At 75.8% G+C, this 19470-nt stretch carries 17 protein-coding genes; 14 read left to right on the forward strand and 3 right to left on the reverse strand.

Annotation, left to right across the window (positions count from 1 at the left end):
• The first annotated feature begins 140 nt into the window (after positions 1-140).
• From AB0D46_RS30480 to AB0D46_RS30515, 8 genes are all read left to right on the forward strand, one after another.
• The gene (locus AB0D46_RS30480) at positions 141-584 is read left to right on the forward strand and encodes an SRPBCC family protein (RefSeq protein ID WP_362882237.1); all 444 of its coding nucleotides are present in this window, start codon (positions 141-143) and stop codon (positions 582-584) included.
• A gap of 211 nt (positions 585-795) precedes the next feature.
• Complete coding sequence (locus AB0D46_RS30485; protein WP_362882239.1) at positions 796-1629, forward strand: M55 family metallopeptidase; 834 nt, start codon at positions 796-798, stop codon at positions 1627-1629.
• Complete coding sequence (locus AB0D46_RS30490) at positions 1622-2974, forward strand: M20/M25/M40 family metallo-hydrolase (RefSeq protein ID WP_362882241.1); 1353 nt, start codon at positions 1622-1624, stop codon at positions 2972-2974. The genes AB0D46_RS30485 and AB0D46_RS30490 overlap by 8 nt, the downstream gene beginning before the upstream one ends.
• Before the next feature lie 10 nt (positions 2975-2984).
• A complete protein-coding gene (locus tag AB0D46_RS30495; protein WP_362882243.1) occupies positions 2985-5003 on the forward strand; it encodes a prolyl oligopeptidase family serine peptidase in 2019 nt (672 codons plus the stop codon).
• Between the two features lie 33 nt (positions 5004-5036).
• Positions 5037-5285 carry a DUF1049 domain-containing protein gene (locus AB0D46_RS30500; protein WP_362882245.1) on the forward strand — a complete coding sequence of 83 codons (249 nt, stop codon included), beginning with the start codon at positions 5037-5039 and terminating at the stop codon, positions 5283-5285.
• An 83-nt stretch (positions 5286-5368) separates the two neighbouring features.
• On the forward strand, positions 5369-5971 hold the full coding sequence (locus AB0D46_RS30505) for a GNAT family protein (protein ID WP_362882247.1): 603 nt from the start codon (positions 5369-5371) through the stop codon (positions 5969-5971).
• Positions 5968-6867, forward strand: coding sequence for an arginase family protein (locus AB0D46_RS30510; RefSeq protein WP_362882249.1), 900 nt, complete (start codon positions 5968-5970; stop codon positions 6865-6867). Before AB0D46_RS30505 ends, AB0D46_RS30510 begins: the two co-directional genes overlap by 4 nt.
• A gap of 64 nt (positions 6868-6931) precedes the next feature.
• Positions 6932-8929: a DUF5107 domain-containing protein gene (locus AB0D46_RS30515; protein ID WP_362882250.1), complete on the forward strand. Its 1998-nt coding sequence runs from the start codon at positions 6932-6934 to the stop codon at positions 8927-8929.
• Between the two features lie 144 nt (positions 8930-9073).
• Here AB0D46_RS30515 and AB0D46_RS30520 read toward each other — a convergent pair whose 3' ends face one another.
• Complete coding sequence (locus AB0D46_RS30520) at positions 9074-9937, reverse strand: methyltransferase domain-containing protein (RefSeq protein WP_362882252.1); 864 nt, start codon at positions 9935-9937, stop codon at positions 9074-9076.
• A gap of 235 nt (positions 9938-10172) precedes the next feature.
• On the opposite strand from AB0D46_RS30520, the gene AB0D46_RS30525 reads away from it, so the two are divergent.
• The 3 genes from AB0D46_RS30525 (at position 10173) to AB0D46_RS30535 (ending at position 13664) form a co-directional block, all read left to right on the forward strand.
• A complete protein-coding gene (locus tag AB0D46_RS30525) occupies positions 10173-11432 on the forward strand; it encodes an aminotransferase class I/II-fold pyridoxal phosphate-dependent enzyme (RefSeq protein WP_362882254.1) in 1260 nt (419 codons plus the stop codon).
• Between the two features lie 95 nt (positions 11433-11527).
• Positions 11528-12268, forward strand: coding sequence for a formylglycine-generating enzyme family protein (locus AB0D46_RS30530; RefSeq protein ID WP_362882255.1), 741 nt, complete (start codon positions 11528-11530; stop codon positions 12266-12268).
• Positions 12255-13664, forward strand: coding sequence for an amidase (locus tag AB0D46_RS30535; RefSeq protein WP_362882257.1), 1410 nt, complete (start codon positions 12255-12257; stop codon positions 13662-13664). The genes AB0D46_RS30530 and AB0D46_RS30535 overlap by 14 nt, the downstream gene beginning before the upstream one ends.
• 26 nt (positions 13665-13690) lie before the next feature.
• Here AB0D46_RS30535 and AB0D46_RS30540 read toward each other — a convergent pair whose 3' ends face one another.
• Both AB0D46_RS30540 and AB0D46_RS30545 read right to left on the reverse strand, forming a co-directional pair.
• Positions 13691-14317, reverse strand: a complete 627-nt coding sequence (locus tag AB0D46_RS30540; protein ID WP_362882259.1) for a VTT domain-containing protein — start codon at positions 14315-14317, stop codon at positions 13691-13693.
• Positions 14314-15090, reverse strand: coding sequence for an MBL fold metallo-hydrolase (locus tag AB0D46_RS30545; RefSeq protein WP_362882261.1), 777 nt, complete (start codon positions 15088-15090; stop codon positions 14314-14316). Before AB0D46_RS30545 ends, AB0D46_RS30540 begins: the two co-directional genes overlap by 4 nt.
• Before the next feature lie 147 nt (positions 15091-15237).
• Here AB0D46_RS30545 and AB0D46_RS30550 point away from each other — a divergent pair, with 147 nt between their 5' ends.
• The 3 genes from AB0D46_RS30550 to AB0D46_RS30560 all read left to right on the forward strand — a co-directional run bounded on the left by AB0D46_RS30550 (position 15238) and on the right by AB0D46_RS30560 (position 19417).
• A complete protein-coding gene (locus AB0D46_RS30550; RefSeq protein ID WP_362882262.1) occupies positions 15238-15642 on the forward strand; it encodes a hypothetical protein in 405 nt (134 codons plus the stop codon).
• A 163-nt stretch (positions 15643-15805) separates the two neighbouring features.
• Positions 15806-17920: a phage holin family protein gene (locus AB0D46_RS30555; protein ID WP_362882264.1), complete on the forward strand. Its 2115-nt coding sequence runs from the start codon at positions 15806-15808 to the stop codon at positions 17918-17920.
• 75 nt (positions 17921-17995) lie between these two features.
• Positions 17996-19417, forward strand: a complete 1422-nt coding sequence (locus tag AB0D46_RS30560) for an amino acid permease (protein WP_362882265.1) — start codon at positions 17996-17998, stop codon at positions 19415-19417.
• Positions 19418-19470: the final 53 nt, after the last annotated feature.

A 19470-nucleotide genomic window follows, 5' to 3' on the forward strand; every position in this document is an offset into this window, starting at 1 on the left:
GAACAAACGTTCCCATGATCGTGCGGACCGGCACCTGCGGCCCGCACGGGCCGGTGGCCGGGCGGACCGGATTTGGGTGCCCGGGCCGGAGGTGGTTGGCTTCGCCGTGACGAGCGATCACAACTGCTGGAGGAACAGGTATGGCGCAGGTCGAGGCCACCACGGAGCGGATCATCGCGGCCGACGCGGAGACCGTGTTCGACACGCTGGCTGACTACAGCGGCTCCCGCGGCAAGCTGCTCCCCGAGCACTTCAGCGAGTACGAGGTCCGCGAGGGCGGCGACGGCGAGGGCACCCTGGTCCACTGGAAGCTCCAGGCCACCAGCAAGCGCGTGCGCGATTGCCTGCTGGAGGTCACCGAGCCCACGAACGGCCAGCTCGTGGAGAAGGACCGCAACTCCTCCATGGTCACCACCTGGACCGTGACCCCGGCCGGCGAGGGCAAGTCCAAGGTCGTGGCCAGGACCGTCTGGAACGGCGCCGGCGGCATCGGCGGCTTCTTCGAGCGCACCTTCGCGCCCAAGGGCCTCGGCCGCATCTACGACACCTTCCTCGACAACCTGGCCCGAGAAGTGGAGAACTGAGCGCGGCCGTTGGCGGGCCGCCCCCGACGGCTCACCGGTTCGGGTGGAATTCCGGCGGCCCCCGGCCGCCGGAACCCCGGCCGGTCCCGGACCGCAGGCGCCCCCCGGAGCCGGCCTCCGCTCCCCGCGGTGCCGGGCGGCGTGGGTCGGGCGGGATCCGCAGGAGACGGCCTAGGGTGGGCGATCCGCGACCCGACCCACCGGGGGCCCGATGAAGATCCTCATCTCCGCCGACATGGAAGGCGCCACGGGCGTCACCTGGCCCGAGGACGTCCTGCCCGGCGCGTCCCAGTGGGAACGCTGCCGCGGCCTGCTCACCTCGGACGTGAACGCCGCCGTACTCGGCTTCTACGACGGCGGCGCCGACCAGGTCCTCATCAACGAGGCCCACGCGACGATGCGCAACCTGCTGCTGGAGAAGCTCGACGCCCGCGCCGAGCTGCTCACGGGCCGCCACAAGAACCTCTCCATGGTCGAGGGCGTCCAGCGCGGCGACATCGACGGCATCGCCTTCGTCGGCTACCACACCGGCGCCGGCGCCGAGGGCGTCCTCGCCCACACCTACCTCGCCAACTCCATCACCGGGGTCTGGCTGAACGGCCTGCCGGCCGGCGAGGGCACGCTCAACGCCCACGTCGTCGCCGAGTACGGCGTCCCCGTCATCCTCGTCACCGGCGACGACCTGACCTGCGTCGACGCGGCCGGCTACGCCCCGGACGCGATCACCGTCGCCGTCAAGGACCACGTGTCGCGCTACGCGGCCGTGTGCCGCACCCCCGCCCGCACCGCCGCCGACATCCGGGCCGCCGCCGCCGAGGCCGCGCGGCTCGCCGTCCGCCACGAACCGGTGCGCGGCGGCCCCTTCACCGTCGAGGTGGAGTTCGACGCCGAACACCTGTCGCTCGCCGCCGCCGTCGTCCCCGGCGTCGAACGCTCCGGCGAGCGCCGCGTCGCCTACACCAGCGGGACCATGTACGAGGGGATCCGCACCTTCAAGACGGTCACGACGGTCGTCTCGGCGGCCGTGGAGGAGCAGTATGGCTGACATGCGCGCGGCGGCCGAGGGCAACGGGGCACTGGACGGAACGGCGTTCGACGAGGTGGTCGAGTTCACCTCCGCGCTGATCCGCATCGACACGAGCAACCGGGGCGGCGGTGACTGCCGCGAGCGTCCCGCCGCCGAATACGTCGCCGAGCGGCTGGCCGGCGCCGGGCTGGAACCCCTCCTTTTGGAACGCACCCCGGGCCGCACCAACGTGGTGGCCCGCCTCGCGGGCACCGACCCCACCGCCGCGGCCCTCCTCGTCCACGGCCACCTCGACGTGGTCCCCGCCGAGGTCGCCGACTGGAGCGTGCACCCGTTCTCCGGCGAGGTCCGGGACGGGGTGGTCTGGGGCCGGGGCGCCGTGGACATGAAGAACATGGACGCGATGCTGCTGGCCCTCGTACGGGCCTGGGCGCGCCGGGGCGTACGGCCGCGCCGGGACATCGTGATCGCCTACACCGCCGACGAGGAGGACAGCGCCGTCGACGGGTCCGGATTCCTCGCCGACCACCACCCGCACCTCTTCGAGGGCTGCACGGAGGGCCTCAGCGAGTCCGGCGCCTTCACCGTGCACGCCGGCGGCGGTCGCGCCCTCTACCCGATCGCGGCCGGCGAACGCGGCACGGCATGGCTGAAGTTGACCGCGCACGGCACCACCGGCCACGGCTCCAAGCCCAACCGGGCCAACGCCGTCACCCGGCTCGCCGCCGCCGTCGCCCGGATCGGCGCGCACGAATGGCCGGTCCGCCTGACCGACACCGTCACCGCCTGCATCACCGAACTCGCCGCCCTGCAAGGCCTGTCGGTCGACCCCCGGGCCGCCGGTTTCGACGTCGACGCCCTGTTGCCCCGGCTCGGCCCGGTCGGTGCCCTCGTCGACGCCACCGTCCGCAACAGCGCCAACCCGACGATGCTCAGCGCCGGTTACAAGCTGAACGTCATCCCCGGCCACGCCACCGCCTACGTCGACGGACGCATCCTGCCCGGCGGGGAGGCCGAGTTCATGGCCACCCTCCAGGAACTCACCGGCCCCGACGTGCACTGGGAGTTCCACCACCGGGAGGTCGCCCTCGAAGCCCCCGTCGACGGACGCACCTTCGCCGTGCTGCGCGAGTCCGTCGAGCACTTCGACCCCGACGGACACGTCGTCCCCTTCTGCATGGCCGGCGGCACCGACGCCAAACAGTTCTCCCGGCTCGGCATCACCGGCTACGGCTACTCCCCGCTCAAACTGCCCCCCGGCTTCGACTACTGGTCCCTCTTCCACGGCGTCGACGAACGGGTTCCCGTCGACGCCCTCCACTTCGGCGTCCGCGTCCTCGACCGCGCCCTGCGCGCGCTGTGAGGGGGGCCCGGTGACGGCCGTCCCCGGCCCGGACCTGCCCTACGGCAGCTGGCCCTCCCCGATCGACGCCGCGCTCGCCGCCTCCCACGACGGCCGCCCCGAGTACCTGGGCGCCGTGGGCGCCGAGGTGTGGTGGACCGAGCCCCGCCCGCGGGAGGGCGGGCGGCGCACCCTCGTGCGCCGCCCCGCCGACGGGCGGCCCGCCCGGTCCGTGCTGCCCGCCCCGTGGAACGTACGCAGCCGGTTCACCGAGTACGGCGGCCTGCCCTGGGCGGGCGCCGAACGGCCGACCGGCGGACCGCTCGTGGTGTTCGTCCACCACGCCGACCAGCGGATGTACGCGTACGAACCCGACGCGTCCGCCGGCCCCGGCCCGCGCCCCCTGACCCCCCTCTCCACGGTCGGGGGCGGCCTGCGCTGGGCCGACCCGGTGCTGCGCGGCGCCGAGGTGTGGTGCGTGCTGGAGGAGTTCACCGGCCCCGGGCCGGGCGACGTGCGCCGGGTGACCGTCGCCGTACCGATCGACGGTTCGGCCGCCGCGGACCGCGGCGCCGTACGGGAGCTCACCGACGACCGGCACCGCTTCCGGACCGGGCCCCGGCTGTCCCCCGACGGGCGGCGGGCCGCCTGGCTGGTCTGGGACCACCCCCGGATGCCCTGGGACGGCACCGAACTGCAACTCGCGGACGTGACCCCGCACGGCGCGCTGGGCGCGCCCCGCACCGTCCTCGGCGGCCCCGACGAGGCCGTGGCCCAGGTGGCGTGGGCGGCCGACGGGAGCCTGCTCGCCGTCAGCGACCGCAGCGGCTGGTGGAACCCGTACCGGGTCGACACCGGGGGCGGCGGGGCGGTCAACCTGTGCGCCCGCGAGGAGGAGTTCGGCGGCGCCCTGTGGAAGCCCGGCCTGAGCTGGCTGGCGCCGCTGCCCGGCTCCAGCGCCGACGGGTCCGACGGCGGCCCGCTCGCCGTCCTGCACGGCCGCGGCTCCTCGGTGCTCGGCGTCCTCGACCCCGACAGCGGCGACCTCGTCGACGTCGCCGGCCCCTGGACGGCCTGGCAGCCCACCCTGGCCGTCAGCGGCACCCGCGTCTACGGGGTCGCCGCGAGCCCGCGCAGCGCCTACGAGGTCGTCGAACTGGACACCGCGACGGGCCACGCCCGCGTCGTCGGCGCCCACGCCACCGACCCCGTGGACCCCGCCCACTACCCGGAGCCGCAGACCAGGACCTTCCCCGGCCCGGGCGGCCGGGAGATCCACGCGCACGTCTACCCGCCGCACCACCCCGCCGTACGGGCCCCGGCCGCCGAACGGCCCCCGTACGTGGTGTGGGCGCACGGCGGCCCCACCGACCACGTGCCGCCCGCCCTGGACCTGCACATCGCTTACTTCACCTCGCGCGGCATCGGCGTCGTCGAGGTGAACTACGGCGGCTCCACCGGGTACGGCCGCGCCTACCGCGAGCGGCTGCGCGAACAGTGGGGGGTGGTCGACGTCGAGGACTGCGCGGCCGTCGCCCGCGCCCTGGCCGCCGAGGGCACCGCCGACCCCGCCCGGCTCGCGGTCCGCGGCGCCAGCGCCGGCGGTTGGACGGCGGCCGCCTCGCTGGCCGCCGGCGACCTCTACGCCTGCGCCGCGATCATCTACCCGGTCCTGGACCTGCGGGGCTTCGCCGCCGAGACCCACGACCTCGAATCCCACTACACCGACGGCCTGGCCGGACGCGGACAGACCCTGGCCCTGCGCTGCCGCGAACGCTCCCCGGTGGCCCGCGCCGACCGGATCACCGCCCCCTTCCTGCTGCTCCAGGGGCTGGAGGACCCGGTCTGTCCGCCCGCCCAGGCCGAGCGGTTGCTGACCGCGCTGCGGGGCCGCCCGGTACCGCACGCGTACCTCACCTTCGAGGGCGAGGGCCACGGCTTCCGACGCGCGGAGACGATGGTCACGGCCCTGGAGGCGGAGCTGTCCCTGTACGCGCAGGTCTTCGGGATCGACCGGGACGACGTCCCCCGTCTGGCCCTCCACAGCTGACCGCCGACCGCCCCGCGGGCGGATCATGGGCCCATGACCCACCAAGCCCCCAAAGGCGCCTCCTCCCAGGGCCGCGGCACGTTCACCCCGGCCCGCGTGGGCTTCCTCGCCCTCGCGGTCCTCACCCTCGTCTTCATCTTCGAGAACACCCGGTCGACGGAGATCCGGCTGCTGGTCCCGATCGTCACGATGCCCCTGTGGGTGGCGCTGCTGAGCACGGCGGTGCTCGGCGGTCTCTGCGGGGCCTACCTGGCCCTGGGCCGGCGCCGCCGCCCGACGTGACGCGGGCGGCGGCGGCCGGCAGGACGAAAACGCCCTCGGTGACGATCACCGGAGGATGCCGTTCCGGCCCCTAGCCTGGGGCGATGGAACATTCGCACTACGTCGTCACCGGTCCGGCGGTCGGCCTGCGGCCCTTCCGCCCGTCCGACGGACCGGAGTTCACCGCCCGCGCGCACGAGAGCCGGCACCTGCACCACCCCTGGCTGTTCCCGCCCGTCACCGTCGCCGAGTACGAGCCCTGGGTGGCCCGCCTCGCGGGCGACGAGGGCCGCGCCGGGTTCCTGGTCTGCGAACTCGCCACCGGCGCCATCGCCGGCTTCGTCAACGTCAACAACATCGTGCTGGGCGCCTTCCGGTGCGGCGCCCTCGGCTACGGGGCCTTCGCGCACGCCGCCGGACGCGGGGTGATGGGCGAGGCCCTCGACCTGGCCGTCGAGCACTCCTTCGCCCCCACCGACCGGGGCGGCCTCGGGCTGCACCGCCTGGAGGCCAACATCCAGCCGGCCAACGCCGCCTCGATCGCCCTGGTCAGGGGCCGCGGCTTCCGTCTGGAGGGGTTCTCCCCGGACTTCCTGCACGTCGACGGCGCCTGGCGCGACCACGAACGCTGGGCCGTCACCGCCGTCGAACCCGGTCGGACGAATCCCGGGACGACGGAGGCCGCGTCGCCCAGGATGGGCTCATGAGAAGCCTCGTCCTGCTCGACGCCCCCTCCAACCTCGGCCTGCGACCGCCCGCGCCCGGCGCCGTGCCCGGCGTCTACAAACTGGCCGGCGCGCTGCGCGAGCAAGGGCTGCTGCACCGGCTCGGCGCCCGCGAGGGCGGGGTCGTCGTCCCGCCCCGCTACGACCGGGGCGACTGGCGGGAGGGCGACGGCGTCTTCCACGCGGCCGCGCTCGCCGGATACACCACCGTCCTCGCCGACCGCGTCGAGAAGCACCTGCGGGCCGGCGAGTTCCCCGTCGTCCTCGGTGGCGACTGCTCCGTCCAACTCGGCGCCGCCCTCGCCATGCGCCGCATCGGTCACTACGGCCTCGCCGCGATCGACGGGTCCGCCGACTTCCGCCACCCCGGCAACGAGGCCGTCAACGGGCCCGTCGGCGCCGCCGCCGGCGAGGAACTCGCCCTGGCCACCGGCCGCGGCCAGGCCGACCTGAGCGACCTGGAAGGCCTCGGCCCCTACCTGCGCACGGAATACGTACGCCTGTTCGGAATTCGGGACGGCGACGCCGACCTCCCCGAACTGCGCGCCGCCGGGATCACCGCCGCCACCGTCGGGGACATCCGCGAGCGGGGCGCCGCCGCCGTGGCCCGGGCCGCGCTGGAGGGACTCCACCCGCCGCGCACGGACGGCTTCTGGATCCACCTCGACGCCGACGTGCTGGACCCGTCCGTCATGCCCGCCGTCGACAGCCCCGAACCCGGCGGGCTGCTGCCCGACGAACTGGCCGGGCTGCTCGGGGTACTGGCCCGCTCGCCGCGCTGCGTCGGCATCAACGTCACCGTCTACGACCCGGACCTGGATCCGGACGGGCGTGCGGGAGCCCTGCTCGCCGACCTCGTCGCGGACGCCTTTGCGTAATCCTGACCGGTGGTGATCCGCGGAACCCCTGTGCACCGACCGCGCCGGCGTGTTCCCTTTCCTCATGGCCACCACCGTCCGACGTGCCCTGCTGACCCTTCCCGCAGCCCCGTTGGGTCCCGACAACCCCCTTCCCGCCCTGCGCGCCCCCGACGGGGTGCACGCGCCGGACCGACGCGCGCGCGGCGGGCTGCCGCGCGACACGGACCGTCGCATCGGGCACGAGCCGCCGCGCTCGCTGCTGCCCGTACCGGTCCGCGACGGCTACGGACGCGAGCGCGCGGAGCGGGAGTTCGCATCGGTCGTCATCGACAACGGCAGGCTGCGCGTCACCGTGCTGCCCGAACTCGGCGGCCGGATCCACTCCCTGGTCCACCTGGCGACCGGCCGCGAACTGCTCCACCGCAATCCGGTGTTCCAGCCCGCCAACCTCGCCCTCAACGGAGCCTGGTTCGCCGGCGGCATCGAATGGAGCATCGGCGCCGGCGGACACGGCACCCTGTCCTGCTCCCCGCTGCACGCCGCCCCCGTCCCCGCACCCGACGGGGGCGTGATGCTGCGGATGTGGGAATGGGAACGGCTGCGCGACCTGCCGTTCCAGGTGGACCTGTGGCTCCCCGCCGACTCGGAGTTCCTGTACGTCGGCGTCCGCGTCCGCAACCCGCACGAACGCCCCGCGCCCGTGTCCTGGTGGTCCAACGCCGCCGTCCCCGAGGAGCCGGGCACGCGCGTCCTCGCCCCCGCCGACGAAGCCTGGCACCTCGGCCGCGAGGGCTCCCCGCGTCGCGTCCCCGTACCCGTGTGGGAGGGCGAGGACCGGACCCACCCGCTGCGCAGCGAGTACCCGAGCGACTTCTTCTACGCGGTCCGCGACGCGGACGCGGAGCGGCCCTGGATCGCCTCCCTCGACGCCGACGGGTACGGGCCGGCCCAGGCCTCCACCGCCCGGTTGCGCGGCCGAGAGCTGTTCGTGTGGGGCGCCGGAGCGGGTGGCCGGCGCTGGCAGGAGTGGCTGACCGGGCCCGGCGCCGGCGGCTACGCCGAACTCCGGGCCGGCCTGGCCCGCACCCCACTGGAACACGTACGCCTGGAACCCGGGGCCGAGTTCAGCTGGTTGGAGGCGTACGGGCCCCTGAGCGCCGACCCCGCCCGGGTGCACGGCGCCGACTGGGCGGCCGCCCGCGGGGCCGCCGCCGAGGCCCTGGACGCCGTCCTACCGGCCGCGGCCCTCGACGCCGCCCACAAGGCCTGGCGGGCCCGCGCCGACACCGAACCGGGGGAGCGGATCGCCACCGGCTCCGGCTGGGGCGCCCTGGAGGTGCTGTGCGCGGGCCACGACCTGCCCGGCACCCCCTTCGAGGAATCCACCCTCGGCGCCGCCCAGGAACCCTGGCTGCGGTTGTGGCGCACCGGGGTGCTGCCCGCGCCGCGCAAGGCGGGCCCGCCCGGCGAGCCCCTCGTCGCCGGGCACTGGCGGGACATGCTGGAGACGGCCCCCGCCGACCCGCTCACCGAGTACCACCTCGGCGTCGCCCAGTGGCACGCCGGTGACGTGGCCCAGGCCGTACGGAGTTGGGAGCGCGGCCTGGCCCTGGCCCCCTCCCGCTGGCCCCTGCTGCGCTGCCTCGCGGTGGCCGACTCCCTCGCCGGGGATCCGCTGCGGGCCGCCGACCGGTACGCCGAGGCCTTCGCGGACCTGGTCGAGCGGAGCCGGGGCGGCGAGGCCTGGACCGCCGCCGAATCCGCCCTGGGTCGGGAGGCGATGACGGCGCTGCTGGCCGCGGGCCGGCCGGCCGCCGCCCGGGAGGTCTGGGACGGGCTCCGCCCGACGCTGCGCGAGCAGGGCCGGTTCAGGCTGCTCGCCGCCCGGTTGCTGGCGGCGGAGGGCCACGTCGGCGCGGCCCGCCGGCTCTTCGAGGACGGCTTCGAACTCCCGGACCTGCGCGAGGGCGAGGAGGCCCTGTCCGAACTCTGGGCCGAGCTGACGGACGCCCCGCTGCCGCCCGCGTACGACTTCCGGGTGCGCCCGCCGGGCGGGTCGGGCCCGGCGGGGTCGGCCTGAAGGGCCCTCACGCGGGGCCGAGTTCGGCCCGGACGACCTCGCCCACCGGGCGGCGCGGTCGGGCGTGGGCGGCACCGGCCGCGTACCGGGGGTGCCGGGCGAGGGTCACCGGGCACCGCCCGTGGGGCCCTCTTGGTCGACGTGCTAGGCCCGGCAGATCAGTTCGCCGTTCAGGACGGAGAACCAGGCGTCCGGAGCCTCGCCCCAGGTGCGCCAGGCGTGGGCGGCGGCGTCCAGGTCGGCGCGGGTGGCGTGGCCGCCGTCCATGGCGATGGCCGCGTAGGCGGAGGCCGTCGTGCGGTCCGCCCACAGGGAGGACCACCAAACCCTCTCCTCGGCGGTGGCGTAGCACCACGCCGTCGCGGACGCGGTGATCTCCGTGAAGCCCGCCGCGCGCGCCCACGACAGCAGGCGCCGGCCCGCGTCGGGCTCGCCCCCGTTGGCCCGGGCCACCCGCCGGTACAGGTCCAGCCACTGCGCCAGGCCGGGGGTGGCCGGGTACCAGGTCATTGCCGCGTAGTCGGCGTCGCGCACGGCCACGATGCCGCCCGGCCGGCACACCCGGCGCATCTCGCGCAGGGCCCGTACCGGGTCGCCGACGTGCTGCAGCACCTGGTGGGCGTGGACCACGTCGAAGGAGTCGTCCGGGAACTCCAGGGCGTGGACGTCCGCCGTGCCGAAGTCGATCGCCCCGGCCAGGCCGCGTTCGGCGGCGTGGGCACGGGCCTGTTCGACGACGTCCGCCGCCGCGTCCACGGCCGTCACCCGGCCGTCCGGGGCGACCAGCAGGGCCAGGTCCGCCGTGATGGTGCCGGGTCCGCAGCCCACGTCCAGCACCCGCATCCCCGGGCGCAGTTCCCCGGTCAGGTAGGCGGCCGAGTTGGCGGCGGTGCGCCAGCGGTGGGAGCGCAGCACCGACTCGTGGTGGCCGTGCGTGTAGACGGCCGTCTCGTGGGCCGCGTCGGGCTCGGGTGCGTGGGCGTCGGTGGCTCGGGCGGTGTCGTTCATGGCGGAACCCCTCCTGGTCGAAGCGTCGTTGATCACGGTAGGGGATGCGACCGTCATGTGAGACCTGTGTTCTGACATGTGGACACGCAGCTTGTGCGGCAAGGGGATGGGATGGCCGCACGGTGGGATCTCGTGCGGGGCGTGTTCGGTGAACGGGCCGACGGGCGAGGTAGCCCGAACAGCCGTATAAAGGGCAGGGACGGGTCGGCGGCGGAAGGCGGACGCGGTGGCGGGGATGGCCGAGGGGACGACGCACGGCCCGGGCACCGCCCGGGCCTGGGGACCGGTGTCCGTGGGACGCGGGCCCGTCCGGTACGGGCCCCCCGCCCCGGAACCCGGCCTGCCCGCCCTCCCGGAGCTGACCGCGGCCCTCACGGCCGCCGCGGACCGGGCCGCCCCCGAACCGCCCGGCGGCGCGGAGCCCGTACGCGAGGCCGCCTGCGGGCACTGGGCCCGGCGCGGGCTCGCCACCGCCCCCGAGAACGTGGCCGCGGGGCCCGGCGCCCCCGCCCTGCTGCTGGCCCTGCTCGGCGCGTACGGCGGCGACGTGCTGCTGCCCCGCCCCTGTCCCGCCTGGTGGACCCCGCAGATCCGCCTGCTGGGACGACGGGCCTACCACGTGCCGACCCCCGCCGAGTGCGGCGGCGTACCGGACCCCTACGCCCTGCTGGAGACCGTACGCAGGGTCCGCGCCGAGGGCGGCGACCCGCAGGTGCTGCTGCTGTCCGTGGCCGACGACCCGACCGGGACCGTGCCGCCGCCCGAACTGCTGCGGGAGGCCTGCGAGGCGGCGGAGTCCGCCGGACTGTTCGTGGTCAGCGACGAGAGCTGGCGCGACACCGTCCACCGGCCCCACGACACGCTGGTGCTGAGCCCCGCCGAGATGCTGCCCGACCAGGTCGCCGTCCTCGTCGACCTCTCCGGGGCGCTGTTGCCCGGCGGCTGGCCGGCCGCCGTGCTCCGCCTGCCCGGCACCCCCCGCGGCACCTGGCTGCGCGCCCGGACCCTGGACATCCTCACCGCCACCGGCGCCCTGATCGCGGGCCCCGTCGCCGGAGCCGCCGCCCACGCCCTGGACGAACCCGACGCGGTCACCGCGCGGGCCTACGCGGCCGCCGCCCTGCACGGCTCGGTCGCCGCCGCCGCGCACCGGGTGCTGCTGGCCGCCGGGGCGTTCGCCCGGCCCCCGGAGGCGGGCCGGCACCTGTACGCCGACCTGACGCCGCTGCGTGCCGGCCTGGCCCGGCACGGGGTGGGCGACGCCATGGAACTGGAGGACTGGCTCGGCGCCCGACTGGGCGCGGCGACCCCCGGCGGCCAGCGCTTCGCGGACGACCTGGGCGCGCTGCGGGTCCGCCTCGCGACCGGGCCGCTGCTGGGCGGCGACCCCCGACAGCGGCTGGCCGCGTTGGAGTCCCCGGACCCGCTGGGCCTGCCGCACGTCCGGAACGCGCTGGACGGCCTCGGCTCGGCCCTCGCCGAGCTGGCGGACTGATCGCGGCCCGCCGCCGAGCCGGCGCACCGCCCGCCGCCCGACGCCGAGCCGGCGCACCGCCCGACGCCGAACTGGTGTCGTAGGATCCCCTGTTCATGGACGCGAGTGCGGAACCCGGGATGATCGACGTCCCGCCGGGGCGGGTCACCCTGTCGGACCGGCGGACGCGGCGCAGCTGGGCCGTGGACCTCCCGGCGTACCGGATCGCGGCGCTGCCCGTTACCCAGCACCGGTACGCCCAGGTCACCGGGGTGCGCCCGAGCGCCTCCCGGGGCGACGGGCTGCCCGTCGAGAGCGTGTCCTGGTGGGACGCCGTCCGGTTCTGCAACGCGCTTTCGCGGGGCGGGGGCCTGGCGCCCGCCTACCGCTTCCACCCCGACGGCCAGGGCGTCGACCTCGACGGGTCCGCCGACGGGTACCGGCTGCCGACCGAGGCCGAATGGGAACACGCCTGCCGGGCCGGCACCACCGGACCGCACTACGGGCCCCTCGACGAGATCGCCTGGTACCGCGGCAACTCGGACGAACGCATCCACGAGGTGGGCGGCCGGCTCCCCAACGCGTGGGGCCTCCACGACATGCTCGGCAACGTCTGGAACTGGTGCTGGGACCTCTACGACCCCGAGGTCTACGGCAGTTACCGGGTGCTGCGCGGCGGCGGCTGGTTCGACGAGCACTGGAGCTGCCGGGCCTCCGCGCGCCGCCGCAGCCACCCGAGCTTCCGGGTCGAGGACGTCGGCTTCCGCGTGGCGCGCTCCGTGGCGCCGACCCCGACCCCGACCGCGAGCAGGAACACCACCGCCCAGGACCGGAAGGAAACCGATGGACGACCGTGAGCTGGTGTTCCTGGGCGCCGCCCGGCAGGCCGAACTCGTACGCGCCGGCAAGGTGTCGGCGCGTCGGCTCGTGGAGGCGACCCTGCGCCGGGCCGAGCGGCTCGACCGCCTCGGGGCCTTCCGCGTACTGCTCGGGGAGCGCGCCCTGGCCGAGGCGGACGCCCGCGACGCGGCCCTCGCGGCCGGCGGGCCCGACGCGGCGGGGCCGCTGCTCGGCGTCCCCGTCGCGATCAAGGACGAGCTGGACGTCGCCGGCGAGGTGACCGGCTTCGGTGGCGCCGCCAACCTCACACCGGCCCCGCACGACGCCGAAGCCGTCCGGCGGCTCCGGGCCGCCGGGGCCGTGATCATCGGGAAGACCACGATGCCGGAGTTCGGCCAGTGGCCGTTCACCGAGTCGGCCGCGCACGGCTGGGCCCGCAACCCCTGGAACCCCGCGCGCACCACCGGCGGATCCAGCGGGGGCAGCGCCGTCGCCGTCGCCGCCGGTCTGGCCGGCGCCGCGCTCGGCGGGGACGGCGGCGGCTCGATCCGGATCCCGGCCGCCTGCTGCGGCCTGTTCGGCCTCAAACCGCAGCGCGGCCGCGTCCCCACCGCTCCGCACCCGCACCTCTGGTACGCCCTCGGCACCATCGGACCGCTCACCCGCACGGTGCTGGACAGCGCCCTGCTGTACGACGTCCTCAGCGGCCCCGCCGAAGGGGACCGCTGGGCGGCCCGACCCGCCCCGACGAGCTTCGTCCACGCCGCGTCCACCGAGCCCGGCAGGCTCCGGATCGGGTACTCGGCCGCCCCCGCGGTACCCGGCGTGCGCCCGCACCCCGAACACGTCGCCGCGCTCGCCGACACCGTACGGATCCTGCGCGAACTGGGGCACGACGTCCGGGAGGTGGACCCGCGCTACCCCGACACCACCGCTGCCTTCGCGGCCCAGTTCTGCGGCGGTGTACGCGCCGAGGCGGCGGCCGTGGAACGGCCCGAGCTGCTGGAGCGACGCACCCGCGGCACGCTGCGCCTCGCCCGACTGGCACCCGAGGCCGTGGTGGAACGGGCCGTGCGCGCGGGGGAGCGGCTGGCGAAGCGGGCCGGCCGCTGTTTCGCCGGGGCCGACCTGCTGCTCACCCCGACCCTGGCCGCCCGGCCCCGACGGGTCGGCGCCCTGGACGGAGTCGGGGCGGTCGGCGCGACGGTCCGCTCGCTGCCGATGATCGCCTACACCGCCCTGTGGAACGTCACGGGTCACCCCGCGGCTTCGGTTCCGGCCGGCTTCGGCTCGGACGGACTCCCGCTCGCAGTCCAACTGGTCGGCAGGGAACACCAGGAGACGACCCTCCTCCAGGTCGCCGCCCAACTCGAAGCGGTCCGCCCCTGGGCCCACCGGACGCCCGGCCCCTGAGCCCGCCGCCGACCGACGGGGCACGCCTACCGCCGGGCCAGCCGCCACCCGGCCGGGCCCGCGCTGATCAGCAGCGTGACGCCGACGGCCAGCGCCACGCCCTTCCAGGGCTCGGAGAACAGCGAGCCGCCCAGGATCCCGATCAGCCCGTACGTCGCCGCCCAGGCGAGGCAGGCCGGGGCGTCGCCCCGGGCGAAGCGCCGCAACGGCATCCCGGCCAACAGGCAGGCGAGCATCACCGGGATCCGGCCCGCCGGGACCAACCGCGACAGCACCAGCACCATCACGCCGTTGTCGTCGAGCTTCGCCCGCGCCCGCTCCAGCCGCTCCGGCGTGGCCCGGCCGCGCAGCGACTCCAGCCAGCGCGAGCCGCCCCGCGAATGCACCCCGCGCCGGCCCAACCAGTACAGCGCGACGTCCCCGAGGAACGCCGCCGACGCGGAGACCCCGAACACCAGCAACAGCCCGAACGGCAGCGCCTGGTGATGGAACGCCACCACGGCCGCCGTACTCACCAACGCCCCCGTCGGGATCACCGGCACCAACGCGCCCAGCGCCACCAACACGAACAACGCCGGGTAACCGAGCGCCTGTTGCGTGCCCTCCGGCGGCACCTGACCGGCGGCCGCCACCGCCTCCCGCCACGGGATCACGGCAGCCGCACCCGCTCCCCGTGCGCCGGCACCCGTACCGTCACCTTCGGCGCGAGCCGCAGCGCGTGCCGCGCGAACTCCTCGCCCGGCGCGTGGAACTCGTGCGGGCGCACCGCGTCCATGCCGATCGGCCAGTACGTCCCGTAGTGCACCGGCACCGCCGCGGCAGGAGCCAGCTCCGCCAGCGCCCGCGCCGCCCGCTCCGCGTCCAGGTGCCCCGGACCCAGGTACGGGCCCCAACCGCCGACCGGCAGCAGCGCCACGTCCACCGGCCCGACCTCCTCGGCCATCGTGTCGAACAGACCCGTGTCGCCGGCGAAGTACGTCCGCGACGCGCCCTCGACCACGTACCCCAGCGCGGGCGACCGGTGCGGCCCGAACGGCAGCCGCCGCCCGTCGTGCCGCGCGCTGACCACCCGTACCCGTACGTCGTCCCGCACGGCGACCTCGTCGCCCGGGGCCACCTCCGCCACCACCAGGTCACGCAGCTCCGCGAGCCGCTCCAGCCCCGGCACCGCCCGGCGCGCTCCGTGCGGCACCACCACGCGGGTCCCGCGCGGCACCCGGGCCAGCGACGGCAGGTGCAGGTGGTCGGAGTGCAGGTGCGACACCAGCACCATGTCGGCCCGGGCCGCCTCGGGCGGCGGCAGCGCCCCGCGCCGCCGCCGCAGGTGCGCGAACCGCCGGGCGAACAACGGGTCGGTCAGCAGCCGTACCCCCGAGTCCCGCACCGTGCACGTCGCGTGCCCCCACCAGGTGATCTCGACCGCCACTGCGACCGTCTCCCTCCCTCGACCCCCTCCCGAGCTTAGGGGTGACCGCGGGGATCCGCGCGGACGTGACCTCCCCGGACCGATCCGGCGACCCGATCCTCGCGGTCCCCTCCTGCGCGGGCCCGGATCGGAGTAGGGTCGGGCGCCATGGATGAGCTGCGCGTGGCCGCGATCGCCAGCCTGGCCCCGCTCGAAGAACTCGACACCGATCCCTTCGCCGTGGACACCCGGAGCCAGCACGCCATGTGCGCGCGCTGGGCCGCCGACCGGGGCTACGTGATCACCCGACACCTGCTGTTCTACGGGTTGCGGGCCGACCACTGCGGACTGTGGTGCGACGTGGACGACGGCCGGATCGACCTGTTCGTCGCACCCAACCCGCGGGTCCTGGCCCGGGCGCTCGGCTCGGTCGAGGAGTTCGCCGCCGAGTGCGCGCGACGCGGCGTCCCGCTGGAGACCGCCGGACTCGACGAGCCGCAGTACACCTCGGCGATGAAGGCCGAGGTGCACCGCCGGCTCTCCATGCCGACGGCCGGCTACGACGGCACGTAGGTCCTCGCGCCACATCCCCACATCCCCGCGCCCCCACCGCCCCCGCCATTCGCCGTACGTCCGTGCGTCACCCGTGTCCGACGCACCGTCCCACCGCCCTGTGCGACGCTGGCCGGGGGGTCGCCGGCGGGGCGCGGCCCGGGACGGAAGACGGAGAACGGGCGTGGGGCGAGGGCGTTGGCGCTGGCGGGCCGCGGGCGGTGCGTTGGTGCGGGTGGTGATCGTGTGGGCGGTGTCCACGCTCACCCTGCTCGTCCTCGCCGGGATCCTGCCCGACTTCCGCCTCCAGTCCTCCGACAGCGACAGCATCACCCGGATCGGGCTGACCGCCGCCTGGGGCGCCGGGGCCTTCGGCCTGCTGAGCGCGCTGGTGTGGCCGGTGCTCGTACGGGCCCTGCTGCTGGTGCCGGCCCTGGTGCTCGGGCTGCTCGTGTTCTTCCTCAACGGCTCGATCCTGCTGATCGCGCTCAGCCTCATCCCGGACGGCCGCGGCGCCGCGGCCCCCGAGACGGCCGTCGTCGTCGCCGCGGTGATGTCCGCGGTGGCCTCCGCCACCTCCACCGCCCTCGCGGTCCGCGACGACGAGGCGTACCGGCGGCGGCTGTACCGGCTCGCCGACCGCAGGCGCCGCCGCCAGCGCCGTACGGGCACCGAGGGCGCGGCCGAGGCCGCGCCCGGGCTGGTCTTCCTCCAGCTCGACGGCGTCGGGTACGAGGTGCTGCGCCGGGCCGCCGCGGACGGCCTGATGCCGACCGTCGCCGACTGGCTGGAGCGCAGCCACCGCCTCGCCCCCTGGCGCACGGACTGGTCCAGCCAGACCGGCGCCAGCCAGCTCGGCATCCTGCACGGCTCCAACTTCGACGTACCGGCCTTCCGCTGGTACGAGAAGGACACCGGCGAGGTGATGGTCTGCAACCGGCCCACGAGCGCGGCCGAACTCCAGCGCCGGGCCGTGCGCCGCACCGGGGACGCCGGGCTCCTCACCCTCGACGGCGCCAGCCGGGGCAACCTGTTCGGCGGCGGGGCCGACCAGCTGGCGCTGGTGCTGTCCGTCGCCGCCCGGCGGGGGCGCGACAACCGCTCCCGCGCGGGCTACTTCGCGTACTTCTCCGACCCGGCGAACGCCGTCCGCACCGCCCTGTCCTTCACGGCCGAGGTGGGCCGTGAGATCGGCCAGTCGCTGCGCTCGCGGGCGCGGCGGACCGTGCCGCGGGTGGCGCGCGGCGGCCTGTACCCGGTGATCCGGGCCTTCGCGACGGTGATCGAGCGGGACGTGGTGGTCGCGGCGGTGATGGGGGACGTCCTGGCGGGCCGCGCCGCCGTCTACGCCGACCTCGTCGCGTACGACGAGGTCGCCCACCACTCGGGGCCGCACGGCGGGGACACCGACCGGGTACTGGCCCGACTGGACCGGAGCCTCGCGCTGATCGCCCGGGCCACCGAGCACGCCCCGCGCGGCTACCGCTTCGTCCTGCTCTCCGACCACGGCCAGAGCCCGGGGGAGACCTTCCTGGGCCGCTACGGGCTCACGCTGAAGGACCTCGTCCGGGCGGGCTGCGGGCTGCCGGTCTCCCGGCGGGCCGGCGGCACGCGCAGCGGGGCCGAGGCCCGTGCGTCGGTGCTGGCGGCCCTGCACCGGCCGGAGGACGAGGGCGAGGACGCCCGGCCGCCGGCGGGCTCCGACCCAGTGGTGCTGGCCTCGGGCAACCTCGCGTTGATCTCCTTCCCGGACCTGCCCGGCCGGGCCACGCGCCGGGCGATCGAGCGGGCCCACCCCGCCCTGTTGGCCACCCTGGCCAACCACCCCGGGGTCGGTTTCCTGCTGGTGGACGGCGAGGTGCTGGGCCCGCACGGCGCGTCGGCGCGGCTCGACGTACCGGGCGCGGCGGAGGAGCTGCTGGCGCCGTTCGGCCCGGGCGCGGCCGGGGCGGTCCGCCGGACGGACTCCTTCCCGCACGTGGCCGACATCATGGTCAACTCGGCGTACGACCCGGTGACCGGGGCCGTGCACGCCTTCGAGGAGCAGATCGGATCGCACGGCGGCCTGGGCGGGGAGCAGGCGCGCCCGTTCCTGATGTGGCCCACCGACCTGTCCGATCCGGGCGGGGAGCTGGTGGGGGCCGAAGCCGTGCACGTCGTCCTGCGGCGCTGGCTCCGGGAGGCGGACGGCCCCCAGGTCCCGCTCACCTGCCGGCAGGCGGAGGATCCCCGGCCGGAGCCCGAACCGGGCGGAACCTTTCCTTCCGTAGGGGTGCCCGCACCGGACGAAACCCGGTGATTTGGTACGGAGTTCACGGTGCCCGACCATGGGGCGTCCTGCCCAGCATGTGAGACATCCCGAGGCGCACCACCCATGACCAGCACCGCAGCCCCGACCACCACCGGGGCCACGGCCCCCGCGGCCCCCGCGGCGACCACGGACCCCACGGACCCCACCGCCCCGGGCGGCGCGGGCCCGCACCGCCCCCGCTTCGGCCTCCCGGTCGCCCTCTGCCTGGTCATGGGCAACATCATCGGCGGCGGGATCTTCCTGCTCCCGGCCTCGGTGGCGCCCTTCGGCACCATCAGCCTGGTCGCCTTCGCCCTCCTGACCCTCGGCGCGATCTCCCTCGCCCTGGTCTTCGGCCGCCTCGCCGAACGGCACCCGCGCACCGGGGGCCCGTACGTCTACGTCCGCGCCGCGTTCGGCGACTTCGCGGGCTTCCTCGCCGCCTACAGCTACTGGATCACCGCGTGGGTCTCGAACGCCGCCCTCGCGGTGGCGGCCGTCGGCTACCTCACGGTGCTGTTCCCCGCGATCGGGGACCACACCTGGTCGCTGTGCCTGGCGGCCCTGACCGTCCAGTGGCTGCCCGCCCTGGCCAACCTGGCCGGCACCCGGTACGTGGGCGCCGTCCAGGTCGTGGCGACCGTACTGAAGCTGCTGCCCCTGCTGCTGGTCGCCGTCGGCGGGCTGTTCTTCTTCGACCCGGCCAACCTCGGCCCCTTCCGGGCCGGCGACCAGAGCGCCGTCGGCGCGGTCTCCGCCTCCGCCGCGATCCTGCTCTTCAGCTACCTCGGCGTCGAGTCCGCCGCCGTCAGCGCCGGCGAGGTCCGCGATCCGGCCCGCAACGTGGGCCGGGCCACCGTCCTCGGCACCGCGGGCGCCGCCGCCGTGTACCTGCTCGGCACCCTCGCCGTGTTCGGCCTGGTCCCGCACGGCGAGCTGGTCTCCTCACAGGCCCCCTTCAGCGACGCCGTCAACGCCATGTTCGGCGGCACCTGGGGCGGCACGCTCGTCGCCTGCGCCGCGGTGATCTCGATGCTCGGCGCCCTCAACGGCTGGACGCTGCTCAGCGCGCAGACCCCGTACGCGGCCGCCCGGGACGGGCTCTTCCCGAAGGCCTTCGCGGTCGAGCGGCGCGGCGTCCCGGTGGTGGGCGTCCTCGTCACCGTGACCCTGGCCTCCGGCCTCACCGTCTACAACTACACGGCCGGCTCCGAGGGCGTCTTCGAGGTGCTGGTCCTGGTCACCACCTTCACCGCGACCGTCCCGTACCTGCTCTCCACCGCCGCGCAGCTGTACTTCCTGGCCTCGGGGCGGGCCGACGAGGTCGCGCGGGGCCGCCTGGTCCGCGACGCCGTCATGGCCTGCCTGGCCTTCGGCTTCTCCATGTGGCTGGTCGCGGGCTCCGGCTACGCGGCCGTCTACCAGGGCGTCCTGTTCCTCTTCGCGGGCGTCCTCGTGCACGCCCTGATGGCCGCCCGCCGCCGCGCGACCGGCTCCACTCCCTGACCGGGGCCGGACACGACGAAACCCCGGGGATCCGGCGCGGCCCGCGCCGGATC

Origin of the sequence: Streptomyces sp. NPDC048383 (genome assembly GCF_040651775.1) — a bacterium.
Lineage (GTDB): Bacteria > Actinomycetota > Actinomycetes > Streptomycetales > Streptomycetaceae > Streptomyces.